This is a genomic window from Streptomyces sp. NPDC050121, from assembly GCF_044460385.1.
Classification (GTDB): domain Bacteria; phylum Actinomycetota; class Actinomycetes; order Streptomycetales; family Streptomycetaceae; genus Streptomyces; species Streptomyces soliscabiei.
This window is the reverse complement of record NZ_JBITJV010000014.1, coordinates 111,697-135,578: the sequence shown is the minus strand read 5'-3', so window position 1 is coordinate 135,578 and position 23,882 is coordinate 111,697. Positions and strand designations below refer to the sequence as shown.

The 23,882-nt window shown below is 70.5% G+C and carries 18 protein-coding genes and 2 pseudogenes; 9 read left to right on the top strand and 11 right to left on the bottom strand.

The window, feature by feature from the left end:
• Window positions 1-620 precede the first annotated feature (620 nt).
• Window positions 621-4,091 (top strand): hypothetical protein, encoded by a 3,471-nt coding sequence (locus tag ACIBTS_RS22525; protein ID WP_399321575.1) that lies wholly within the window; start codon window positions 621-623, stop codon window positions 4,089-4,091.
• A 21-nt stretch (window positions 4,092-4,112) separates the two neighbouring features.
• Here the strand turns inward: ACIBTS_RS22525 and ACIBTS_RS22520 are convergent, their stop codons facing one another.
• The 5 genes from ACIBTS_RS22520 to ACIBTS_RS22500 all read right to left on the bottom strand — a co-directional run bounded on the left by ACIBTS_RS22520 (window position 4,113) and on the right by ACIBTS_RS22500 (window position 11,550).
• Window positions 4,113-4,694, bottom strand: a complete 582-nt coding sequence (locus tag ACIBTS_RS22520; RefSeq protein ID WP_399321573.1) for an SUKH-4 family immunity protein — start codon at window positions 4,692-4,694, stop codon at window positions 4,113-4,115.
• 101 nt (window positions 4,695-4,795) lie between these two features.
• The gene (locus ACIBTS_RS22515; RefSeq protein ID WP_399321571.1) at window positions 4,796-6,892 is read right to left on the bottom strand and encodes an ATP-binding protein; all 2,097 of its coding nucleotides are present in this window, start codon (window positions 6,890-6,892) and stop codon (window positions 4,796-4,798) included.
• Complete coding sequence (locus ACIBTS_RS22510) at window positions 6,889-7,569, bottom strand: DUF4255 domain-containing protein (RefSeq protein ID WP_399321569.1); 681 nt, start codon at window positions 7,567-7,569, stop codon at window positions 6,889-6,891. Before ACIBTS_RS22510 ends, ACIBTS_RS22515 begins: the two co-directional genes overlap by 4 nt.
• A 19-nt stretch (window positions 7,570-7,588) precedes the next feature.
• Window positions 7,589-10,564, bottom strand: coding sequence for an HYR domain-containing protein (locus ACIBTS_RS22505; RefSeq protein ID WP_399321567.1), 2,976 nt, complete (start codon window positions 10,562-10,564; stop codon window positions 7,589-7,591).
• 362 nt (window positions 10,565-10,926) lie between these two features.
• Window positions 10,927-11,550: a response regulator transcription factor gene (locus tag ACIBTS_RS22500; protein ID WP_334574944.1), complete on the bottom strand. Its 624-nt coding sequence runs from the start codon at window positions 11,548-11,550 to the stop codon at window positions 10,927-10,929.
• Between the two features lie 160 nt (window positions 11,551-11,710).
• On the opposite strand from ACIBTS_RS22500, the gene ACIBTS_RS22495 reads away from it, so the two are divergent.
• A complete protein-coding gene (locus ACIBTS_RS22495; protein WP_399321565.1) occupies window positions 11,711-13,114 on the top strand; it encodes a hypothetical protein in 1,404 nt (467 codons plus the stop codon).
• A gap of 102 nt (window positions 13,115-13,216) precedes the next feature.
• On the opposite strand, the gene ACIBTS_RS22490 is transcribed toward ACIBTS_RS22495, so the two are convergent.
• On the bottom strand, window positions 13,217-14,023 hold the full coding sequence (locus tag ACIBTS_RS22490) for a DUF4157 domain-containing protein (protein ID WP_399321563.1): 807 nt from the start codon (window positions 14,021-14,023) through the stop codon (window positions 13,217-13,219).
• Between the two features lie 158 nt (window positions 14,024-14,181).
• Window positions 14,182-14,850, bottom strand: coding sequence for a GntR family transcriptional regulator (locus ACIBTS_RS22485; RefSeq protein WP_399321561.1), 669 nt, complete (start codon window positions 14,848-14,850; stop codon window positions 14,182-14,184).
• Between the two features lie 94 nt (window positions 14,851-14,944).
• On the opposite strand from ACIBTS_RS22485, the gene glyA reads away from it, so the two are divergent.
• From glyA to ACIBTS_RS22460, 5 genes are read left to right on the top strand one after another with little or no spacing between them, the layout of a single operon-like run.
• Window positions 14,945-16,288 (top strand): serine hydroxymethyltransferase, encoded by a 1,344-nt coding sequence (glyA, locus tag ACIBTS_RS22480; protein ID WP_399321559.1) that lies wholly within the window; start codon window positions 14,945-14,947, stop codon window positions 16,286-16,288.
• Window positions 16,285-17,505: a sarcosine oxidase subunit beta family protein gene (locus ACIBTS_RS22475; protein ID WP_079658083.1), complete on the top strand. Its 1,221-nt coding sequence runs from the start codon at window positions 16,285-16,287 to the stop codon at window positions 17,503-17,505. The genes glyA and ACIBTS_RS22475 overlap by 4 nt, the downstream gene beginning before the upstream one ends.
• Before the next feature lie 23 nt (window positions 17,506-17,528).
• Window positions 17,529-17,825, top strand: coding sequence for a sarcosine oxidase subunit delta (locus ACIBTS_RS22470; RefSeq protein ID WP_399321557.1), 297 nt, complete (start codon window positions 17,529-17,531; stop codon window positions 17,823-17,825).
• Window positions 17,822-20,674, top strand: coding sequence for a sarcosine oxidase subunit alpha family protein (locus ACIBTS_RS22465; RefSeq protein WP_399321555.1), 2,853 nt, complete (start codon window positions 17,822-17,824; stop codon window positions 20,672-20,674). The genes ACIBTS_RS22470 and ACIBTS_RS22465 overlap by 4 nt, the downstream gene beginning before the upstream one ends.
• Window positions 20,667-21,296, top strand: a complete 630-nt coding sequence (locus ACIBTS_RS22460; protein ID WP_399321554.1) for a sarcosine oxidase subunit gamma — start codon at window positions 20,667-20,669, stop codon at window positions 21,294-21,296. The genes ACIBTS_RS22465 and ACIBTS_RS22460 overlap by 8 nt, the downstream gene beginning before the upstream one ends.
• A gap of 103 nt (window positions 21,297-21,399) precedes the next feature.
• Here the strand turns inward: ACIBTS_RS22460 and ACIBTS_RS22455 are convergent, their stop codons facing one another.
• Complete coding sequence (locus ACIBTS_RS22455) at window positions 21,400-22,335, bottom strand: amidohydrolase family protein (protein ID WP_399321552.1); 936 nt, start codon at window positions 22,333-22,335, stop codon at window positions 21,400-21,402.
• A 113-nt stretch (window positions 22,336-22,448) separates the two neighbouring features.
• On the opposite strand from ACIBTS_RS22455, the pseudogene ACIBTS_RS22450 reads away from it, so the two are divergent.
• Window positions 22,449-22,635, top strand: a pseudogene (locus ACIBTS_RS22450) (IS200/IS605 family accessory protein TnpB-related protein); the annotation flags it as partial.
• A 33-nt stretch (window positions 22,636-22,668) separates the two neighbouring features.
• On the top strand, window positions 22,669-22,827 hold the full coding sequence (locus tag ACIBTS_RS22445; RefSeq protein ID WP_399321551.1) for a hypothetical protein: 159 nt from the start codon (window positions 22,669-22,671) through the stop codon (window positions 22,825-22,827).
• Here the strand turns inward: ACIBTS_RS22445 and ACIBTS_RS22440 are convergent.
• The 3 genes and pseudogenes from ACIBTS_RS22440 to ACIBTS_RS22430 form a co-directional block, all read right to left on the bottom strand.
• Window positions 22,828-23,241: pseudogene (locus ACIBTS_RS22440) on the bottom strand (molybdopterin dinucleotide binding domain-containing protein); the annotation flags it as partial.
• Window positions 23,242-23,357: 116 nt separating this feature from the next.
• Entirely contained in the window at window positions 23,358-23,558 is a 201-nt protein-coding gene (locus tag ACIBTS_RS22435) for a hypothetical protein (protein ID WP_399321549.1), read from the bottom strand.
• 53 nt (window positions 23,559-23,611) lie between these two features.
• Window positions 23,612-23,854, bottom strand: coding sequence for a hypothetical protein (locus ACIBTS_RS22430; RefSeq protein WP_399321547.1), 243 nt, complete (start codon window positions 23,852-23,854; stop codon window positions 23,612-23,614).
• Window positions 23,855-23,882 lie beyond the last annotated feature (28 nt).

Genomic DNA, 23,882 nt, shown 5'->3' with positions numbered 1-23,882 from the left:
AGCAGATTCTGGCTCCGGCCGCGATCACCCGGAACGCGTCGTCGTCCGCGGCGCGGTGCACAGCCCACTGCCCGATGAGGCAGGCCGCCCTTCCCCCGGCCGTACCCGCCCTTCTCGTGTACGAGTAGCCACGAACCCGAACACTTGCGGCCATGAAGGCGGCGCCGGACAAAAGACCCAGCGCAAGGACCAGCGCGGCGCCGGCACGCCCGGCAGCCCCCGCCCAGGCCCAGGCACAGGCACAGGCACAGGCCCGGCCCACGGCTGAGGAATCCACCTCACCCACCACCGCGGCCGGGCCGGAGAGCGCCCCGCCGGCGGAACTCACCCCGCAGCAGTTGCGTCTGCTGCAGACAGGTGCGGGGAACGCGGCGGTGGCGCGGCTCGTCGTGCAGCGCCAGGCCGCGGCCGCGCCCTCGACGGCCGCCCCCGCTCCGCCGGTCAAACAGCCGCCGTCCGCTTCACCCGCCTTCCAGGGTCTGAAGTCCGAGGTGCGGGCGAAGAAGACCGCGGCCTCCCGGCACGCTCCCGCAGCCGCGGAGTCGGAGGCCGCGCAGAAGGCCGCCGTCGCCCCGCCGGACGACAGGCAGGCCCAGGGCAAGGCCGCGCAGGCCGAGAAGATGAACGCCGCCAAGCCCGGCGTGTTCGACAAGGCCGCCTTCATCGCCGCCGTCAACCAGGCCATCGCCGCGCAGGCCCCGAAGAACCTCGACGAGGCCGACCACTTCTCCAAGTCCGGCAAGGCGGAGGCCGTCAAGGGCCGGGTCAGTGGCCAAGTCAGCCAGGGGAAGGCGGCCTCCGCCAAGGAGATCGACTCCACCACCAAGGCCGGCCCCGACCTGTCCAAGGCCAAGGACAAGCCGGTCACCCCGCTCACCCCCGACGCTCCCCCGCCCGTCCCCGGCGCCCCGAACCCGGCAGGCGCGGTCCCGGCGAAGCAACCGGACGCGGTCACCGACTTCTCCGGCGGCCCCGCCCAGGTCAACCAGCAGCTGGCCGACGCCGAGGTGACGGAGGACCAGCTCGCCAAGAGCAACGAGCCGGCCTTCACCGACGCGTTGACGGCGAAGAAGGAGGGCGAGAAGCACTCCGCGACGGCGCCGGGGCACGCCCGCGGCGCCGAGGCCAAGCAGCTGGCCGCCGCCAAGCAGGGCGCGGCGGCCGTCGGCGCCCAGGCCATGACCGGCCTCGCCGCCACCCGCACCGCCACCGGCAAGCAGGTCGACGGCGGCAAGGGCGCCGCCAAGTCCGCCGACGAACGCAGACGCGCCGAGGTCACCGCGCGCCTGCAGAAGGTCTTCGACGGCACGAAGACGGACGTGGAGAGGACCCTCTCCGGCCTGGACAAGCTCGTCGACGAGAGGTTCACGGCCGGTGAGAAGGCCGCGCGGGACGCCTTCATGGCGGACCAGAAACGCCGGATGGACGCCTACAAGGACAAGCGGTACTCCGGCTGGACCGGCAAACTCAAGTGGGTCAAGGACAAGTTCGCGGGCCTGCCCGAGGAGGCCAACCAGCTCTTCCAGGAGTCCCGCAAGCTCTACGTCGCGCAGATGCAGAACGTCATCTCCTCCATCGCCGACGTCATCGGCGTCGAACTGGGCAAGGCCAAGGACCGCATCGCGCGCGGGCGCGCCGAACTCAAGGCAGAGGTCGACAGACTCCCCGCCGACCTGAAGAAGTTCGGCCAGCAGGCCGCCCAGGACTTCACGGAGAAGTTCGACGGACTGGAAGCCGACGTCAACGCGAAATCGGACCAGCTGGTCCAGGACCTCGCCCAGAAGTACACGCAGGCGCTGAACGCGGTCGACGACGAGATCAAGAAGCTCCAGGAGGAGAACAAGGGCCTGATCGCCAAGGCCAAGGACGCCGTCGTCGGGGTCATCCAGACCATCATCGAGCTGAAGAACATGCTGCTCGGTGTCCTGGCGAAGGCCGCCACGGCGGTCATGAACATCATCAAGGACCCCATCGGGTTCCTCCGCAACCTGGTCACCGCGGTCGGCGCGGGCCTGAAGCAGTTCATGGGCAACATCGCCGACCATCTCAAAAAGGGCCTGATCTCCTGGCTCCTGGGCACGGCCGTCAGCGCAGGCCTGAACCTGCCCGCCAAGTTCGACCTCAAGGGCATCATCCAGCTGATCGCCGGCATGCTGGGGCTGACCTGGGCCAACATCCGCGCCCGTATCACCCGCAAGGGTGTCCCCGACCAGGCGGTCAGCGCCGCGGAACAGTCCGTCCCCGTCGCGCAGGCCCTCCAGAAGGAGGGCCCGGCAGGCGCGGTGGACCACATCAAGGCCTCCGTCGGCGACCTGAAGTCGACGATCCTCGGGAAGCTCACCTCCTACCTGATCCCCACCGTCATCGTCGCGGGCATCACCTGGATCATCTCCCTCCTCAACCCCGCCTCGGCCTTCGTCCGCGCGGTCAAGGGCATCATCGACATCGTCACGTTCGTGGTGACCCAGGGCGCCCAGATCATCCAGTTCGTCAACTCGATCCTGGACGCGGTCATCGCCATAGCAAGCGGCGGCGGTGGCGGCGTCCCCGCCCTCATCGAAGGCGCCCTCGCCGCCTCCATCCCCGTCCTCATCGGCTTCCTCGCGGCCCTGCTGGGCGTCGGCAACCTCGCGGCCAAGGTCAAACAGGTCTTCCACGCGGTCGCCAAGCCGGTCAACAAGGCGATCGACAAGATCGTCGACTTCATCGCGAAGAAAGCCAAGGCGCTTTGGGCGAAGTTTAAGAATAAATCCAGCAAACAGGCGAATAAAGATATGAATGACAACAGATCTGGCCCTCCCAAGGACAAGACTAAAGTCCTGAAAGCGGCGTCGGCTGAGGCGCGGAATCGATTGGCGGAGGGAACCGAGACCGAGCGGATGCCCACTGTTCTTCACCAGGTGTATCAGAAATACGCCAAGCAGGGGCTGACTTCACTCCGGATGGTAAAGACCGGTCCGCATTCATTCCGAGTCAATGCCCACGGCAGTCCGCACGAGTCCAGCGATGAAGTCTTCATCAACTCTCCAAATGTTGCCGACGGCGATGCCGGAGCACTGGCGTGGTCCGAGGAGGAAGTTCGGATCTGGAAGAAGGAAGCCGAGAAGCTTGACGAGGTGACGGATGAGTCGCATGCCGAACTTAATAAATTGCTCGACGGAAAGGAGGCAGAGAAGAAGCCCCGTCCTGAGGACCAGCCGACCGTCGCACGCGGAGTGCTGACGTGGAAGGTAGCAGGCGAGGACAAGATCAGGGTACGCAAACACCAGAGCGCCGAGGACCCAAAGGTATACGAGCAGGTTCACAAGGTGACACAGGCTCACGCTGAAGAACACGTGACGCTGCTCTTCCAGAGAGTCGACCTGCCAAAAATGCCCGCACAAGCTGACCAGGTTGAAGAAATATCCGTGCGGTACGAGGTCAACCGCAGCCCCTGCGTCAATTGCGCAAACTACATTGGTGACTTCGTCGGAAACGATCTCGCAGCCAAGTCGGCAACCGTGCGCGCGTCGGTAGCGGCCAGCTCCATGTATCACGGTCAGACTGATTTCACCGGTGAAATCAGGCAGCGATATCCAAGAATTTTCAACGAACTGGTTCAAGCAAAGAAGATTTCCTCGGAAAAAGAGATCCGAGAAGCCAGGAAAGCTCAGGGAAAGAAGCCGGGATCGCTACCGAAGCGCTTCACTGGCCATCCCAAGTCAGAGACCCGGGCGGAGACCAAGCGGCGGGCCGAAGGATGGGATCAGATACCCGTAACCGGTACAGACCACCGGCGGGAGTGGTTCCGAATCAAGCAGACCAATGACCCCGGCGTCGCCGGCATTGCGATTCTCAAGGCCCGGGGAATTGACGTCTCCGTATTGAACGCTGCCGCCTTGGATATCCGGGACCCCGACAGCACCGATCCCGCGCGGGACCTGACACCCGAGGAGAAGGAAACAATGACGAACGAAGATATGCAGGCGCGCCGGACCTTCCTGGAAAACCTCAAACGACGAAACGATGAACTGCAGAAGCGGATCGACATGGTGGACGCCGCGGGTGTTGATGATTCCTGGGTCGTGAACCACGGATACGTCGGGAAGTAACGACCTCGGTTTCAGAATTTTTCACTGCTCGGCGATATGCCGCAACGCAAACAGGATGACGTGCTGCCAGAACTTGACCGGGCTCTCAAAGCTTTCCGGGTCCACCGGTCGCAACTCCGTAACCAATCGACGAAGCGTATCGGCAACGTCGTCGCCCTGCCCGTCTTCGTCATCCTCATCCTCAAGGCCCAGATCGAGATCTTCCAGATCACACCAGATTCGGTGCAGCATCTCGACGAAGAGGTCAAGGGAAGAGTTGATGAGGTCGAAGGAGAATCTGTCTCCGGCTTTGAACCAGTACACTCGGCCGTCAGACCCGTTGAGGCAAGCCGCCCCACCCATACCCGTCGCGATCACAAGATAGTTCAAGGTGTGATTCGGCAGCCCTCGACTGGTACTGCCGAGCATTTCCCCCAGTGTCGGCGGCTGCCTGCGCCGAAAGTCGCCGATAGCCAGAATATCAAGCAGGCTTTCCGGTAGTCCGACCTCCGAGAGCACTCTACGCGCATCCGCATCGGTGACGTGCTGCTCGACAAATTCCCACGACAGCGTGGAGACCTGGTTCTCACCAAAACTGTCGACTAACTCGGCGTGCGTGACCATTCATCCTCCTTTTAGAATGCCGACAGACGTGACCACCGTAGCATTCTGCGCGCCTGCCTGTAATCTTCAGCCGCACGGCTCATGCCGGGTCCTCCGGTCCCTCACAGGACAAGCAGGTCCACATAAGGCCCGAACTCGCTCGCCAGCGTAAGGCGCCCCAGTTTCTGGTATTCGCGTTGGACCGCGTGGATCAGCTGGCGCATGGTCAGCGGGGAGCCCGCGTCGGCGGTGAGGTAGGCGGCGGTGACGGCGATGGAGCGGATGTTGCCGCCGGCTAGTTCGAAGGAGTTCGCGCAGAAGGGGAGATCGAGGTCGCCGGTGCCGGGGAGGAGGGGGGCCAGGCAGCGGTGCCAGAGGGCGAGGCGCTGGGTGGGGTCGGGGACGGGGAAGTCGACGACGAGGTCGAGGCGGCGGGTGAAGGCGTCGTCGAGATTGGCGCGGAGGTTGGTGGCGAGGACGGCGAGGCCGTCGAAGGACTCCATGCGCTGGAGGAGGTAGGCGCTCTCGACGTTGGCGTAGCGGTCGTGGGCGTCCTTGACCTCGGAGCGCTTGCCGAAGATGGCGTCGGCCTCGTCGAAGAGGAGGACGCCGTTCACCCCGGCCGCTTCGGAGAAGATGCGCTCGAGGTTCTTCTCGGTCTCGCCGACGTATTTGTCGATGACCGTGGACAGGTCGACGGTGTAGAGGTCCAGGCCCAGATCGGCGGCGATGACCTCGGCGGACATGGTCTTTCCGGTGCCGGAGTCGCCCGCGAACAGGGCGACGACGCCCCGGCCGCGGGCGCCGCCGGGACGCATTTGCCATTCACCGAGGACGCGGTCGCGGTGGCGGGCGCGCGCAGTGAGTTCCCGCAGCTGGGAGAGGGTGTCGGCAGGCAGGACGAGGTCGTCCCAGCCGACGGCGGGTTCGATGCGGCGGGCGAGGACGTCGAGTCCGGCGGAGTTCTGGGCCCGGGCGCCGCGGCGTATGTGCTCGGGGCGCAGCTCGACACCGTCCAGGAGCGCGTTCTGGGCGGCGCTTCGGGCCGCCCGGGTGATCTGCTCCGGGGTGAGGAGGAAGGGCGCCAGCAGGTTCGGGACGTTGATTCCTGCGGGCACGGAGGGCCCGTACGCGGCCTGCCACAGTGCGGCTCGTGCGGTCGGCTCGACTCGTGGGGCGCGCAGGAGCAACGGAGGCCGGGTGGACCAGGCGGCGTCCCAGGGGGTGTGGCCGACGAGGACGACGGGGACCTGCGTGTCCGTCAACTGCCTTAGCAGGGCGGCCCGTTCGCGGTCCCGGTCCAGGGCGTCGACCGGGGCGCAGACCAGACCGGCGCCGGTCAGCCGGGCCTCGCGTACGGCGGTGCGCACGGCGTCCGCGGGAGCCGGGTCGCGGGCGAGGCGGGCCAGGTCCAGGGCAAGGGCGCAACGCCCGGCGCCGGCGAGAGCGGTCGCGGCGAGAGCCGGGCCCGCGCCGCCCTGCTCCTCGCGCAGATACGCCAGAGGGACCTCGGCCGCGAGGGCCCGGGCCAGCGGGGCGGCGTCACCGACGCCGGGCACGGGCGGGGCCGGGGTCAGCAGGTCGGCGACCCGCGGGTCGGGAGTGTCGTCGCCGAGCAGGTGCGCGGCGACCCGGTCCGGTACCCGCAGGGCACGCCCGAGGAACGGACGGTCCTGGTCCTCGACGATCAGCAGGCCGCCGGAGAGCAGGGCCGCGGTGGCGCCGAGGCGGGCGCGGGCGGCGGCGTCCGCCGGGGGCAGCCCGCACAGCGCCAGCGCCAGGCCGATGGAGGGGCGGCGGCGGGTGACGTCGTCGTTGAGATAGCCGTAGAACGATTCGAAGCGGGCGTCCAGATCGGGCAGGAGGGCGATGAGCAGGATCTCGACGTCGAGGTCGGTCAGGCCGAGGCCGTTCGTGAGGCGGCGCAGGCTGGTGGGCGGGTCGGCGGTGTCGGCTCGCGTCTCTGCCTCGGCGTGCCGGGCGGCGTCCGTACGGTCGGGGGCGGCGGGACGGGGCGGGGTGTTCAGGAGGCGGTCGACGGTGTCGTCGGTGAGGTAGAGGCCCCGGAAGGCGTCGTCGGGGTTGGGGTCGGTCTGCCTGCGGGCGGCGACGGCGCGGCGTACGCGTTCCTCGACGAGGACCACCCGGTCCAGCAGGTGGCGAAGGCTGGGGTTCTCGGCGATGGGATGCTCCTCGCTCCGCTCGGTGTCGGTGCTCATTCGCGGACTCGCCGGGACCGTGCCGGCCGCGGGCGGCGCGCCGCCGGCTCGTCCGCCGCGTCGGTTCCCCGCGCTCCAGTGGCGTCCTGGTCGGTGTGGCCGGTGTTCTCCAACCCGAGCCGCAGGCCGCCCTCCTCGGTGACCGGCGGTGCGGCCGCGACGGTGCCCGTGCCGACGAGGGGGAGGCTGACCACGAGGTCAAGGGAGGGCTTCAGCTCACCGCCGAGCGCGCTCCACACATCCGCGAACGCCCGGTCCTCGGGGGGCGGCAGCGCGATCGTCATCGGCACCGACAGGGGAAGCTCGGCCAGTGAGCCGGTCATGTGTCGGCTGGGCATGGCGTCGCTGCTGAGCAGGCACAGCAGCAGGGACGACAACAGGCGGTGTTCGTCCTCGGGGCGCCGGGTCCAGGCGGTGATCAGGTAGGACAGCTTGAAGTACCGGGGCGGGCGGTGCCGGGCGATGACGGTGCCCCGGTCGTCGTACTCGTTGGACAGGCCGCGGGAGCGGCGGCGCATGTCCTCCCGGATGTCGTAGAGGTACAGATTGACGGTGGGGGCGTTGACCTTGGCCGCCCACTCGCGGGTGGGTGCGTCGAACATGACGCTGACCTGTGTGCCGCTCAGGGCGTCGTTGCGTACGAGAGCGCGCAGTGCGTCGTCCACCTCGTGGATCACGGTTCCCCCTTCGCCTTGCTCATCCGCGGCCGATGAAGTCGGGTGGCTGGAGGCTGCGGGGCACGACGAGGACCTGCGCGGTGAGCGGGTCGTATCCGGGTCCTGTGGCGCGCAGCAGCCGGGGTCCGGTCCGGTCCTTGCGCAGGACGAGGACCTGGGTGCGGAACGTTCCGTCGGCGCCCACCCGCACCGGAACGGTCGCCGCGGTGATGCCCTGACTCCACTTCAGTTGTACGACGGTTCCGGCGGGGAAGTCGCGGCCCTCGGCGAGGACGACGTCGCCGAGCCGGGCGACGGCGGGCCCGGCGGTCAGCACGGGCTTCAGGACCCGGAGCCGGACCGTGTCGGTGTTGTTCGCGGGACGCGGGTCGGTCGGCGTGCCGGCGACCCGCGCCGTCAGGGTGCCGCTGGTGGCCTTGTCGTACGACAGCCGGGTGGTGACCTGGATGCGGCCGCCGGCCGGCAGGGTGCAGGGGCGGGCGGCGGTGCAGCGGTCCTGGGGGCTCACCACGGTGGCGGACCCGGGTGTCCCGCTGGCCAGGACGACGTTCGTCGCGTTGTCCGGTCCCGCGTTGGTGAGGGTGAACGTCGCTGTGACGGTGCCGCCGGTGAAGGCAGGCTGCGGGTCGGCGGCGGCGGTCACGGCGAGGTCGGCTGCGGGTGCGACCGGCACGGGCGGGATCAGGATGACGGTCACGACGGCGGTGTCGCTGCCGGTGTTCCCCGCTTTGTCGGTGGCCGTGCAGGTGACGGTCGTCTTCCCGAGTGGGAAGTTCGCCCCGGAGGGCGGGGTGCAGGTGGTGGGCAGGGCGCCGTCGACGACGTCCTGGGCGGTGGCGGTGTAGGTGACGGGTGCGCCGGCCCGGCTGAGGGTGCGTACGGTCCGGTCGTCGACCTGGACGACGGGCTTGCCGTCGTCGACGACGGTGAAGACGGCGGTGTCGGTGCCGGTGTTGCCGGCGGCGTCGGTCGCGGTGCAGGTCACGGTGGTCTTGCCGACCGGGAAGGTGGAACCGGACAGGGGCGTGCAGGTGACGGCCACGATTCCGTCGACGAGGTCCTGGGCCGTGGCGGTGTACTCGATCACGGCGCCGGCGGGACCGGTTGCCGGCACGGTGCGGTCGTCCACGGTGACGGCGGGCGCGGTCGTGTCGACCACCGTGATCACGGCGGTGTCCGTACCGGTGTTCTCGTGCGCGTCCGTCGATGTGCAGGTGACGGTGGTCGCCCCGACCGGGAAGGTGGTGCCGGGGGGCGGCGTGCAGGTGACCTTCGTCGATCCGTCGACGGTGTCGACGGCGGTGGCGCCGTACTCCACGACCGCGCCGTCGGGACCGGTGGCCTCCACCGTCATGTCGTCGACGGTCACGATCGGCGCGGTGGTGTCGACGACGGTGACGACGGCGGTGTCCTGACCGGTGTTCTCGCGGGAGTCCGTCGCCGTGCAGGTCACCGTCGTCGCCCCGATCGGGAACAGCGAACCCGACGGCGGTGCGCAGGTGACCGGTACCTGCCCGTCGACCGTGTCCTGCGCCGACGCGGGGTACTCCACGACCGCGCCGCCGGGCCCGGTCGCCTCCACGGTGCGGTCATCGACGGTGACGAGGGGGCCGGTCGAGTCGGTCACCGTGAACTCGGCGGTGTCGGTGCCGGTGTTGCCGGCGGCGTCGGTCGCGGTGCAGGTGACGGTGGTCTTCCCGATCGGGAACGTCGAACCGGAGGACGGCTCGCACACCACCGCGACGTCGCCGTCCACGAGGTCCGTGGCCGTGGCCGGATAGGTGATCACGGCGCCGTCGGGGCCGGTCGCCTCGACGGTGCGATCGTCGACGTTCACCGCCGGCGCGGTCGTGTCGACGACGGTGAACACGGCCGTGTCGCGGCCGGTGTTGCCCGCCTTGTCGGTCGCCGTGCAGGTGACCGTCGTCCGCCCGATCGGGAAGCGCGTCCCGGAGGGCGGCTCGCACGACACCGGGACGTCGCCGTCGACGTTGTCGTGCGCGACGGCCGGATAGTCGACGACCGCGCCGCCCGGGCCGGTGGCTTCCACCGTGCGGTCGTCGACGGTCACCGCCGGCGCGGTCACGTCGTTGACGGTGATGCGGATCTGCTCCCGGTAGGCCGGGTCCGCCGCCGGGCCGAGGGTGAACTGGACCGTGCAGGACAGGGTGGAGCCCTGCGGTGCGTCCGGGGACACCGTGATCTGCTCGCTGAAGGAGGCGGTCTGGCCGCTGGTCAGCCGGACGCTCGGCGGAGAGAGCGAGACGCTGAGCGAGCGGTCGCATTCGACGAGCCGGTGGCCGACGGTGACCGGCAGGTTCGTCAGGCCCTGGACGATGGCGTTCGACACGTCGTTCGCGTTGATGCCCCGGAGGTACGTACCGCCGGTGGCCTCGGTGACCTGTGTGGCTTGGTCGTATTCGTCGAGCCCGTCTCCGCCGACGCCTACGGCGAGGACCTTGACGCCGTGGTCCTTGAGCGTCTGTTCGACGTCCGCCAGGTGGTGGTGGTTGCTCGGTTCGTGGGTGGGTGCGTCACCGACGAGGACGACGACGGGTGTGGCCCCGTCCCGGAAGGTGTTGCGGCCGCCCGCCCCCGTCGCCACCTCGTACAGCCCGTTGCCCCAGTCCTCCGGCACGTCGTCGCCGTAATGGGCGTCCAGTTGATCGACGCCGCGCTGGATGGCAGCGCGGTCGTCGGTGAAGGGCTGGTGGAGGAGGAAGAGGCGGGCGGCGCCGACCTCCGGGTCGTTCTGGTCGCCGAAGCTCGCGACGGCGAACCGGGAGTCGGGCTGCACGCCGAAGACCTGGTCGACGATCGTGGGCAGGTTGGCCTTCACGTTGGCGATGACGCTGCCCATGCTCCCCGTGTTGTCCACCAGCAGCACCACGTCCGGCTTGGGCGGCACCGCCGGGGTCCGCACCCGCTTGGCGACGGTGATCGAGGCGCCGGGGTTCAACGCCTGCTCCACCAGCGACGGCGAGACCGGCGACACCGGGACCGACGCCTTCGGAGAAGACGAAGAATGGGAAGAAGTAGCGGGTGAAGAGGACGGTGAAGAGGAGAGCGAAGAGGACGGCGGGAGGGGGGACGACAGAGGGGACGAAGCCGTGGTCAGGCCCGGCGGCACCGTTTCTCCGATGCCGGCCCCTACCGCGCCGAGCGCGAGGACCGAGGCCATCAGGCCCGCCCGCAGCCGGAACAACCGCACGACATCCCCTCCCAGATCGGCGTCTGCCCCACCGTCCCCGGCGCCGCTCTTCGACGGAGCGGCGCATGGGACACCCATGTGGGAAGTGCGGTCTGCCCCTCTGGGCAATCGGCCTCTCCCTCACCCGCCGAGACGGGCCGGCCTCTTCAGATCAGCCCCTGCCGGAGCGCGTAGGCGACGACGTGAGAGCGGTTGCGCAGGTGCAGGCGGGTGACGAGGTCGTGCAGGATGTTCTTGATGGTGCGATCGGAGTACGCGAGCTTGGTGGCGATGTCCCCGGTGTCGTACCCCTCGGCGACCAGTCGGACGACCTCGATCTCCCGGTCGGTGAGCCCGTGGAAGTTCAGGCCGCGCGGCGCCAGAACCTGGCTCTGCAACTGGCCGACCTGCTCCAGCAGGCGGCCCAGCAGGTCCGCGGGAACGCTTCCCTCTCCCCTGGCCACCGCGTTGATCACCTGCACCAGCCGCTCCGGCGTCGCCTCGGACCGGCGCAGGACGCCCGCCACTCCGCACTCGGCGGCGCCGACCAGTTGCTGGTCGTCGATGCGGGTGGCGACCAGCGCCACCCGGGCCGCCGTCGTCCGCCGGATGTGACGAAGGGTCCGCAGCGACTCCTCGTCTATGGTGTCCACGACGACCACCACCACGGCGGCGGCCGGTTCCTCCCCCTCCTCCTGCAGCCGGATCTCCGGCCGGGGCCGCAGTTGCGTGGCGACCCCCGCTCTGGAGATCGGGTCATCGGCGCGCAGGCACACAACTATCCGGTCCACACCAGTCTCCCCCCTGGTCGAGCGCATCGCGGCGCGTCGAGCAGTATGCGGCAGGCGACTCCACGCAAAGTCAACAAGGCGTCAATGGGCACCTCAGCTTCCCGAAAGTCTTCCTGCGAGGCCCCTGTCGGCCGCCGCCACCGGCTTTACGGTGCCGATCATGACAACTGCGGCGAGCCTGGACACGACCGCTGTGACCGCCGAGCCTGGTGGGCGGATCGAAGTCCCCCTTCAGGTACGCAACTCCGGCAGCACGGTGGAGGAGTATCGCTTCGAGGTCGTGGGCCCGGCAGCGGCCTGGGCGACCGTCGAGCCAACGAGCCTTTCGCTGTATCCGGACAGTACGGGCACCGCGGTTCTCGCGCTGAGTCCGCCCCGAAGCTCGGAGGTGCCGGCCGGGGACGTCCCGTTCGGGGTGCGGGTGGAGCCCACCAGCGCCCCCGACACGGCGGTGGTCCCCGAGGGCGTCGTCACGGTCCTGCCGTTCGCCGAGGTCACCGGGGAGCTGGTGCCCCGCGGGTTCGAGGGGGCTTGGCGCGGCCGTACGGACGTGGCCGTCGACAACCGCGGCAACATCCCGATGACGGTGCGGCTGGCGGCCCAGGGCGACAGCTCCCGGGTACGGTTGCGCTTCGCCCGGGAGACCGTCGAACTGCCGCCGGGCGCCGCCGAGTTGTCGCGACTCACGGCGCGTCCGGCGCGGCGGCTGTGGCGTGGCGCTCCCGTGGTGCATCCCTTCCAGGTGGTGGCGACGCCCACGGGCGGGGCGCCGCACGAGCCGGTCCCCCTGGACGGCACCTACCAGCAGAACGCGATACTGCCGCGCTGGCTGCCGCGCGCCCTGGCGGCGGCGGTGGCCGCCGTGGTGGCCCTGGCCGTCGTGTGGTTCGCCCTGCTGCGTCCGGTGGTGCGGTCGGCGGCGCGGGAGGAGTCCAAGAAGCAGGTGGCCGCCGTGCTGTCGCCCAGCGCCCGCGCGTCCGGCGCCGCGAGCGGCGGCGGCTCCTCGGGTGCGTCGGGGGGTGCCGCCGGAACGGGAAAGGACGCAGGGGGCGGCGGCTCACCGGGCTCCGGCGGCGGAGCGGGACCGGCGGCCGGAAGCACCGGCGGGGGCACGGGCGGAACAGGCGGCGGAGGCACAGGGGGCGGCGGGGGCGGGGGTGGCGGTGCGGGGGATCCGCGCAGCGCTCAGGCCGGGGTCAAGGACGCGGTGGGCGGCGACCCGACGTCCGACACGGTGTACAGCGTCCCGGCCGGTCAGGCGTTCGACCTGACGGACCTCGTGGTGCAGAACCCGCAGGGCGACTCCGGTACCGTCGTCATCTCCTCCGAGAGCCGGACCCTGCTGACCCTGGCACTGCAGAACTTCCGTGACCAGGACTACCACTTCGTCACCCCGATCGTGGTGCCCGCCGAGGGGCGGATCACCATGACGGTGACCTGCAGTCAGGTGGGAAAGCCGGTGGGCGGCCCGACGCCGGGCCAGTGCGACGAGTCGGTGCTGGTCGGCGGGACGCTGCGGGAGGCGGCCGCACCCAGCCCGAGCGCCTCCCCCTCCACGGCCTGAGCCCGCGCGGCCGGAGCTCGCCCGGCACGGCGAGACGGCGAGACGGCGAGACAGCGAGACGGTACGGCCCCCCGGGCACGATCCCGGGGGGGCCGTGCCTGCTCACGCGTCGCCCGGCTCGTCCTGCTGCTCCTCCTCGGCCCGTTGCACGAACAGCCCCTGGACGTCGGCGGGTTCCTCGTCGGCCTCCTCGGACTGCCGCTGGACCGCCGCGGACGGCTCGGCCCCGGCCGCCGCCCGCTCCGCGCCCTGGGTGGCCGGGGCCGGGGCGGACAGGACGCGTTCGGCGTTCGCACTGGCCTCCCGCTCGAACCGGTCCGAGGGGTCGCTGACCCGGATCCCGCCGGGTGCCGCGGCACCGTCGACCGGGCCGCTGCGCTGCTGGATCACATGGGTCAGCTCATGGGCGAGCGTCGTGCGCCCGGCATGGGAGGACGGGTCGTAGGCGTCCCGCTGGAAGACGACGTTGTTGCCGACGGTGTAGGCGTGTGCGCCGACGGACGTCGCCGACTCGTGCGCCGCGTCGCCCGTGTGCACCCGCACGTCGGAGAAGTCCGCGCCGAGCCTTGCCTCCATGTCGGAGCGGACATCGGCGCCGAGGCTCTGCCCGGAGCCCGACCCGATGACGTCGTGCACGGGCGAGCGCCGAGGCGAGGAAGCCGACGGGGCCGAGGGAGTCGCAGGGGTCGGCGGGGTTTCCTCGTCCTGCTCGCGCTGCAGCATGGCGCCCACCGCGCTGTTGCCGACGGCACGCTGCAGCGTGCCCATGCCCGACGGGCCCAGAACATCGGGGCGACCCGCGGCTGCCGCCTTGAACAGCCGCGAGTCGTCGGTCTGGGACCGCCCGTGGCCGGCCTGTTGATGGTCGTGTTCGTGGTCGTGGTCGTGGTCGTGTGCGTGGTCAGGCATTCTCGCTCCCTGGGACGTCCAGCGGCAGACCTCTCTGACCCTGACACTGCCTCAGGGTGTGCACCAGGTACAGGCGTGCGACCGCTTACGGGAGTGCAGCCGGCGCTGCCCGATGGGGCAGACCCTTGAGGTGGTGCCCCGGGCCTCACGGCGTCGTGTCAGATGGCTGCGCGAATGGCCTGTTCGAAGCCCTCGACGTGACTGCGGGCGAGTTGTGCCGCCTTGTCGGGGTCGCCGGCGACGATCGCCTCGATCAACGGGCCGTGCTCTTCGATATGGCCGGCCATGTCGGTCAGCCGGTCCACGAACAGGCACCAGATGCGGGTGGCCAGGTTGTCGTGGCGGACGAGGGTGTCCTCCAGGTAGGGATTGTGCGTGGCGGCGTAGATGGCGCGGTGCACCTGAAGGTCGAGGTGCATGAGATCGGCGGCGTCCTGCGGCCGGGAGGCCGGGCTCTGCAACTCCCGTAGGAGGTCCGTCAGCGTCGCCCGGTCCGCGGCCGTGGCGCGGCGCGCCGCCTGGGCGGCGGCCAGGGGTTCCAGTTCCTGGCGCACCTCGGAGATATGGGCCAGGTCGGTGATGTTGACGTCGGTGGCGAAGGTGCCGCGTCGGGGGTAGGTCGCGATGAGACGTTCGTACTGGAGTCGTTTGAGGGCCTCGCGCACCGGCGTCCGACCGACGCCGAGGGACTGCGCCAGCTGGTCCTCGTTGATCGGCGCGCCCGGGCGGATATCCAGCATGACGAGCCGGTCGCGGACGACGCGGTAGGCGCGTTCGGCGAGGGACAGCTCCTCGCCCCCTGGCTGCTCGGTCGCCGCCTGCTGCATGAAGCCCCCTTGACCTGTCCGGCGAGCTCCCATACCTTACCGCACAGGCTGATATATCAGATGCTCTTCAGTTGACTCCCAGGATGGTGTGCAGATGGCAACGGACCCGTCGATCACCACGGCCGGCTCCTCCCTCTCCCTCCCGCTCAGCGAGCTCGACCCGGATGTCGCCACCGCGGTGGCCGCCGAGCTGCACCGCCAGCAGTCCACCCTCGAGATGATCGCCTCGGAGAACTTCGCCCCGGCCGCCGTCATGGAGGCCCAGGGCTCGGTCCTGACCAACAAGTACGCCGAGGGCTACCCGGGCCGCCGCTACTACGGCGGCTGCGAACACGTCGACGTCATCGAGCAGTTGGCCATCGCCCGGGTGAAGGAACTGTTCGGCGCCGAGGCCGCGAACGTGCAGCCGCACTCGGGCGCCCAGGCCAACGCGGCCGCTATGTTCGCGCTGCTCCAGCCCGGCGACACGATCCTCGGCCTCGACCTCGCGCACGGTGGGCACCTGACCCACGGCATGCGCATCAATTTCTCCGGCAAGCTGTACAACGTCGTGCCGTACCACGTGCGCGAGTCCGACATGCGCATCGACATGGACGAGGTCGAGCAGCTCGCTCTCGCCCACCGGCCCAAGCTGATCGTCGCGGGCTGGTCGGCGTACCCCCGGCAGCTGGACTTCGCCGCGTTCCGGCGGATCGCCGACGCGGTGGGCGCGTACCTGATGGTGGACATGGCCCACTTCGCCGGTCTGGTGGCCGCGGGGCTCCACCCGAGCCCCGTGCCGTACGCCGATGTCGTCACGACCACCACGCACAAGACCCTCGGCGGCCCGCGCGGCGGGGTGATACTCAGCCGCGCCGACCTGGCCAAGAAGATCAACTCCGCGGTCTTCCCGGGCCAGCAGGGCGGCCCGCTGGAGCATGTCGTCGCGGCGAAGGCGGTGGCCTTCAAGGTGGCGGCGAGCGAGGAGTTCAAGGACCGGCAGCAGCGCACTCTGGACGGCGCCCGCATCCTCGCCGGACGGCTGCTGGCCGACGACGTGGCCGAGGCCGGCATCACCGTGCTGACCGGCGGCACCGAGGTCCACCTGGTCCTCGTCGACCTGCGGAACTCCGCGCTCGACGGACAGCAGGCCGAGGACCGGCTGCACAGCATCGGCATCACCGTCAACCGCAACGCGGTGCCGTTCGACCCGCGCCCGCCGATGGTCTCCTCGGGGCTGCGGATCGGCACCCCCGCGCTGGCCACCCGGGGCTTCGGCGAGGCGGAGTTCCGGGAGGTCGCCGACATCATCGCCCAGGCCCTGAAGGAGGAGCGGCTCGACGGCGAGCGCGCGGGCCTGCTGCGCGACCGGGTCGGGAAGCTCGCCGACGCGTTCCCCCTCTACCCCCACCTGCCTCACCCGACCCACCCGTCCCACCTGAACGGAGACGCGGCATGACGACCAAGCCGCTGCCGGAGCATCCGGACTGGCTCTGGCGCAACCCCGAGCCGCGCTCCTCGTACGACGTCGTCATCGTCGGCGCGGGCGGCCACGGCCTGGCCACCGCCTACTACCTCGCCAAGAACCACGGCATCACCAACGTGGCCGTCCTGGAGAAGGGCTGGCTGGCCGGCGGCAACATGGCCCGCAACACCACGATCATCCGCTCCAACTATCTGTGGGACGAGAGCGCGGCGATCTACGAGCACGCGCTCAAGCTGTGGGAGCGGCTCCCCGAGGAGCTGGACTACGACTTCCTGTTCAGTCAGCGCGGCGTCCTCAACCTCGCGCACACCCTGCAGGACGTCCGCGAGGGAATGCGCCGGGTGGGCGCCAACCGCCTCAACGGGGTCGACGCCGAGTGGCTCGAACCGGACGAGGTCGCCAAGGTCTGCCCCATCCTCAACGTCTCCTCCCGCACCCGGTATCCGGTCCTCGGCGGCACCTTCCAGCCGCGGGCGGGCATCGCCAAGCACGACCACGTCGCCTGGGCGCTGGCCCGCCGGGCCGACGAGATGGGCGTGGACCTGATCCAGGGCTGTGAGGTCACCGGCTTCCTCAAGGACGGCGACCGCGTCGTGGGCGTCGAGACCAACCGCGGCCGCATTCACGCCGGCCGGGTCGGCCTCGCTGCCGCCGGACACAGCAGTGTGCTGGCCGCGCGGGCGGGCGTCCGGCTGCCGGTGCAGTCGCACCCGCTCCAGGCGCTGGTGTCCGAGCTGCACGAGCCGGTGCATCCGACGGTCGTCATGTCGAACCATGTGCACGTCTACGTCTCCCAGGCCCACAAGGGCGAGCTGGTGATGGGCGCGGGCGTCGACTCGTACAACGGCTATGGTCAGCGCGGCTCGTTCCATGTGATCGAGCAGCAGATGGCCGCCGCCGTCGAGCTGTTCCCCGTCTTCGCCCGCGCGCACGTGCTGCGGACCTGGGGCGGCATCGTCGACGTCACCCCCGACGCCTCCCCCGTCATCGGCACGACCCCCGTCGAGAACCTCTATGTCAACTGCGGCTGGGGCACCGGCGGGTTCAAGGCCACCCCGGCCGCCGGCTGGACCTTCGCCCACACCATCGCCACGGGCGAGCCGCATCCGCTGAACGCCCCCTTCGCCCTGGAACGTTTCGCGACGGGCGCACTGATCGACGAGCACGGCGCCGCAGCCGTGGCCCACTGAAAGCCTGTGGAGAGAAGGACACCGTGCTGCTGATCACCTGCCCATGGTGCGGGCCGCGGAACGAGACCGAGTACCACTACGGCGGACAGGCCCACGTCCCCTACCCCGAGTCCCCCGCCGACCTCACGGACGAGCAGTGGGCCGAGTACGTCTTCTACCGCGACAACCCCAAGGGCCCCTTCGCCGAGCGGTGGATGCACGGCATCGGCTGCCGCCGCTGGTTCAACGTCCTGCGCGACACCGCCACCCACGAGGTGCTGACCTCCTACCGGCTCGACGAGCCGCGCCCCGAACTGCCCCAGGCCGGAGGGAACCGATGACCGACCAGCCCTTCCGGCTCCCGCGAGGCGGCCGCGTCGACCGCAACGCCGTGCTGCGGTTCACCGTCGACGGACGGGAGCTGACCGGCCATCCCGGCGACACCCTCGCCTCGGCGATGCTGGCGAACGGGGTCGTCGAGGTCGCCCCGTCGCTCTACCGCGGCCGCCCGCGCGGCATCGTCAGCGCTGGCGTCGAGGAGCCCAACGCCCTGGTGCAGCTCGACGGTTCGTGCTCGGAGGGCATGCTCCCGGCGACGACCGTGGAGCTGTACGACGGTCTGTCCGCCACCACGCTCTCCGGGATGGGCCGGCTCGATCCCACCCCCGACCCCGCCGTCTACGACAAGAAGTACGTCCACACCGACGTCCTGGTCGTCGGCGCCGGACCGGCCGGGCTCGCGGCCGCCGCCGCTGCCGCCGGTTCCGGCGCCCGCGTGATCCTCGTCGACGAACAGCCGGAGCCCGGCGGTTCACTGCACTCCGACACCGAGTGGATCGCAGACGTCCGCACGGCCCTCGACGCCGCCCCCGAGGTCGTCGTACTGCCCCGCACCACGGCTTTCGGGTCGTACGACGACAACTATGTGCTGGCCCTCCAGCGGCGCACCGACCATCTCGGAGCCGCCGCTCCGGAAGGCGTCTCGCGGCAGCGGCTGTGGCACATCCGGGCCCGGCAGGTCGTCCTGGCGACCGGTGCGCACGAGCGCCCGCTGGTCTTCGCCGGCAACGACCGGCCCGGGGTGATGCTCGCCGCGGCCGTGCGCACCTACCTCAACCGGTATGCCGTGGCGCCGGGTTCACGGGCCGTGGTGAGCACGACCAACGACAGCGCCTACGACACGGTCGCCGACCTGCATGCCGCGGGGATCGACATCGCCGCCGTGGTGGACGCGCGCCCGCAGGTGTCCGACCGGGCCGCCGAGGTCGCTGCGGCGACCGGGGTCGGCGTGCTGACGGGCAGCGCGGTCGTCGACACCGCGGGCGGTCACCGGCTCACCGGCGTCACCGTCCAGGCTCTCGACGACAGTGGTCGACTCACCGGTGAGTCACGGTCGTTCGACTGCGACCTGCTCGCCGTGTCGGGCGGCTGGAGCCCGGTGGTGCATCTGCACAGCCAGCGCCAGGGCCGGCTGCGCTGGGACGAGGACCTGGTCGCCTTCGTCCCCGACGGGACCGTACGCGACCAGCAGGTCGTCGGTGCGGCCCGCGGGACGTACGACCTCGACGGCTGTCTGGCCGAGGGCGCGCGGGCCGGTGCGCGCGCCGCGACGGACGCCGGGTTCCCGGCTCCGGTGCCCACGGCCTCGTCCAGGACGGTACGCCCCGAGGTGCGCGCCCTGTGGCTGGTGCCCGCCCCCGACGGCGAACCCGGCGGCTGGGACACCCACTTCGTCGACCTGCAGCGCGACGTCAGCGTCGCCGACGTCCGGCGCTCCACCGGGGCGGGCATGCGGGGTGTCGAGCACGTCAAGCGCTACACCTCGCTCGGCACGGCGGGCGACCAGGGCAAGACGTCCGGCGTCAACGCGATCGGGGTGATCGCCGATGCCCTCGGCGCGGGCGCGTCGCCCGGCGAGATCGGCACGACGGCCTACCGGGCGCCCTACACACCGGTGGCTTTCGCGGCCCTGGCGGGCCGTGAGCGCGGCGAGCTGTTCGATCCCGAACGCACCACCTCCCTCCACAGCTGGCATGTGGACCACGGCGCGGAGTTCGAGGACGTCGGGCAGTGGAAGCGCCCCCGGTACTACCCGGGGCCCGGCGAGGACATGGACGCGGCCGTGGCCCGCGAGTGCCGGGCGGCCCGTGAGGGGGTGGCGTTCATGGACGCCTCCACCCTCGGCAAGATCGAGGTCCGGGGCGCGGACGCGGGCGAGTTCCTCAACCGCGTCTACACCAACGCCTTCAAGAAGCTCAAGCCCGGCACGGCCCGCTACGGCGTCATGTGCAAGCCCGACGGCATGATCTTCGACGACGGTGTGACGCTGCGCCTCGACGAGGACCGCTATTTCATGACCACGACGACCGGCGGCGCGGCGAACGTCCTGGACTGGCTGGAGGAGTGGCTGCAGACCGAGTGGCCCGAACTCGACGTCCACTGCACCTCGGTCACCGAGCAGTGGTCGACGATCGCCGTGGTCGGGCCCCGGTCGCGCGAGGTGGTCGCCCATCTCGCGCCCGACGTCGACCTGTCCGCCGAGGCGTTCCCGTTCATGGCCTTCCGCGAGACCATCCTGGCCTCCGGCGTCCCGGCCCGCATCTGCCGGATCTCCTTCTCCGGGGAACTCGCCTTCGAGATCAACGTCTGCGCCTGGTACGGCCTGGCGGTCTGGGAGGAGGTGTACGCGATCGGCCGACCCTACGACATCACCCCGTACGGCACCGAGACCATGCACGTCCTGCGGGCCGAGAAGGGCTACATCATCGTCGGCCAGGACACCGACGGCACCGTCACCCCGCAGGACGCGGGCATGTCCTGGGTGGTCTCGAAGCAGAAGGACTTCATCGGCAAGCGGTCCCATGCCCGAGCCGACACCTCCCGTACCGACCGCAAGCAACTGGTCGGCCTGCTGCCGGCCGACCGCACGACCCGGCTGCCCGAGGGCACCCAGCTCGTCGCTCCGGACGTGCCCCTCACTCCCGAGGCCGGGCCGGTGCCGATGCTCGGCCACGTCACCTCCAGCTACCACAGCCCGGCCCTCGGCCGGCCCTTCGCCCTCGCTCTCGTGGCCGACGGACGGGCAAGGATCGGCGAGACCCTGCTCGCCCCCGTCGGCGAGGATCTGGTGCCCGTCGAGGTGGCCGACTTCGTCCTCTACGACCCCGAAGGGACCAGGCGAGATGGCTGAGCCGACGATCGACGCGGGCGCGGGCCCGGTGGCCCTGCGCATCAGCCCCGTGGCACATCTTCAGGAGCGGATGCGGGCCGCCACGGTCAGCGGCGACCGGGGCGTCGCGCTGACCGAGTGGCCGTTCCTCTCCATGGTGAACGTGCGCGTCGACCCCGCGTCCGAGGGGGCGGACCGTATCGAGAAGACCCTCGGCGCGCCGCTCCCCCGCCAGTGCGGCCACACCAGCGCGTTCGGCCCCCATACGGTGGTCTGGCTCGGTCCGGACGAGTGGCTCGTGCTGTCGCAGGCCGAAGAGGCCTCTGTGGCCGCCGAGTTGCGAGAGGCGCTCGGAGCTGACCCGGGGTCGGTCGTGGACGTCTCCGCGAACCGCACCACACTGGAGCTGAGCGGCCCGGCCGCCCGGCAACTGCTGGAGAAGGGCTGCCCGCTGGACCTCCACCCCCGGGCCTTCGGACCCGGTCGGGCGGTGTCCACCACGGTGGGGCCTGTCGCGGTACTGCTGTGGCAGGTCGACGACACTCCGGCGTATCGGCTCCTGCCGCGGTCGTCGTTCGCCGACTATCTGACGCGCTGGCTGATCGACGCGATGAACGAGTACCGCGGTCCCGAGGTGCCCTGACAGCGACCGTGCGTGGACCCGGTGCACCGCGCCACAGGGCGGGCGCACCGGGTCCGTCGGCGTCGGCGGGCGTCAGACGATGCGGATCTCGGCTTCGCCGGTACTACGCCCCGCCCTCGCCCAGTCCGAAGAGCTGTGCCGCATTGTCGTGGCACACCGCCCGCAGCCACTCCTCCCCGAGACCCAGTCGTTCCAGGGCATGGAGCTGGTGCAGGTACGGATAGGGGATGTTGGGGAAGTCGGAGCCGAGCAGGACGCGGTCGCCCAGGCCGGCCAGCCGGGGCAGGGCCCGGCGGGGGAACGGCATGAGCCGCTCGGAGAAGTCGGTGAACGCCATCGTCGTGTCCAGCCGCACCTGCGTGTACCGCTCGGCGAGGCCGAGGAACTCCTCGTACTCGCCCATCCCCAGGTGCGCGACGATCAGCCGCAACCGGGGATGCCTCGCCAGCACCTGACCGATCGGCTCGGGGCCGGTGTGCTTGCCGGGCGCGGGCCCGGAGCCGCAGTGGATCACCACGGGGATCCCGGCCTCGGCCAGCAACCCCCATGCCCGCTCCAGGAGTTCGTCGGCCGGGTCGTACGCCCCCACCTGCACATGCGCCTTGAAGACGCGCGCGCCCGCCTCGACTGCCTCCCGGACGTACGCCTCGACGCCCGGCTCGGGATAGAGGGTGGCGGTGTGCAGACAGTCGGGGGTGCGGCGGGCGAAGTCGGCGGCCCAGCCGTTCAGCCACCGGGCCATGCCGGGCTTGTGCGGGTACAGCATCGCGGTGAAGGCCCGCACGCCGAACTCCCGGAGCGTGGCGGTGCGTTCCGCCTCCTCCTGCCGGTAGGTGATCGGCCACTCGAGCCCACCGGTCAGCGATCCGAGCGCGTCGAAGTAGCCCCAGACCTTGCGCAGGACGCGCTCGGGCATGAAGTGCGTGTGCACGTCGACCAGCCCGGGAAGACCGAGCCGACCCCAGAAACGGCGGACCTGCGCGGCCTCCTCGTCGGTGGATCCGGCAGGTTCGACAGGCGCCGTACGGTGATCGTTCATGTCGCCCACGATCGGCCAGGGCAACGCCGGGGTCCACTCCTGTGCGCAAGGAAGACATGAGGGATCCCTCACCCGGCGTTGAAGCGGTACGAGCCCGCCCGGGCGCGGTAGACCCGATCCGGCGACGGACGGCACCGCCCCCACACGACCAGAGCGATCGTGTGGGGCATCGGACCGTCCAGGCCCCACCGGGTACCCCGGGGCGTGAGGCGCTGCCCAACAGCGGTCTGGCGGCCGCGGGCCGCCCCCGCGGCTGAGCATGAGTCCTGGCACCAGGACCCACTCCCGCTCAGTCCTTAGGAGCGGTTCCACGACGAGGCCGCGCGCAGCCGGTTGCGCGAGGGCGTCAGCCCCGAGAGCGCGGCGGTCCTCTTCCACACCGTGCTCAACGGGCTGCAGTTGCAGTGGATGCTCGACCAGGACCTCGACATCGTCGGGCCCGTCACCGACTTCGTGCGCCTGCTGATCGACGAGGGCCGTGATTCCCCGTGATCACCCGGAGGTGGGTTCGGCCGCCCCGGCCGGTTCGAGGCGGACCACGACGGACTTGGAGGTGGGGGTGTTGCTGACGGCCGCCGTGGAGTCCAGGGGGACCAGGACGTTGGTCTCCGGGAAGTAGGCCGCGCAGCAGCCTCGGGGCGTCGGGAAGGCGACCGTGCGGAAGCCCGGCGCCCTGCGCTCCACACCGTCCTCGTACTCACTGACGATGTCGACGAGGTCGCCGTCGACGAGGCCTCGGGCGGTGAGGTCGTCCCGGTGCACGAACAGCACCCGGCGGCCCTGGTGGATGCCGCGATAGCGGTCGTCGAGCCCGTAGATCGTCGTGTTGTACTGGTCGTGCGAGCGCAGTGTCTGCAGCAGCAGCCGGCCTTCCGGCACGCGCAGGATCTCCAGTGGGTTCACGGTCACCTTCTCGGCCGTGAACGGCCGAGCTTGTGCGCTCGGTCGTTCACACCTCGTCGCGCTCCCGACTGTCCCCTACGACAGGACGGTCACGGGTCGCATCCACCCAACCCCTTAGTTCAGGGAGAGGGTGCGGGTGCGGTGACAAACACCCACGCCGAGCGTGCGCGATCGCGCACGTTTACCCCGGCGACGACATCGGCAGGCCCGGCAACCTGCGAGGCGTAGATGGCAGCCCGATTGCAGGCATGCAAGGTCGCCTGAAGGGCCGACGCCTGCTCGGGCGTCGGCAGCAGCTTCACCTGCACCACCAGCTTCATGGGATCGGACCGTAGTACGACCACCGCACACACGACCGCCATTCATCCGGCGATCACCCCCGCCAGCGACACATAGGACGGTTGTTCGCGTTCCCCGGCATCGCCAGGCAGCGGGTGCGGGCGCTCCGCCGCCCGACGACGAGCAGATGCCGCGACGCGGACAGTCGAAGCCCCACCTTCTGGTTGACGCGGAGCAGCGTGAGCAGGGTGCGCCGTACGCCCATCTGGGCGCTCGCGTGGCTCAGCGAGGAGGCGACCGCCGCAATCCCGGCCGCGTGGTCCTTCGGCGGGCCCACCCGCAGCCGGCGTCGCCGGGATCCTCAA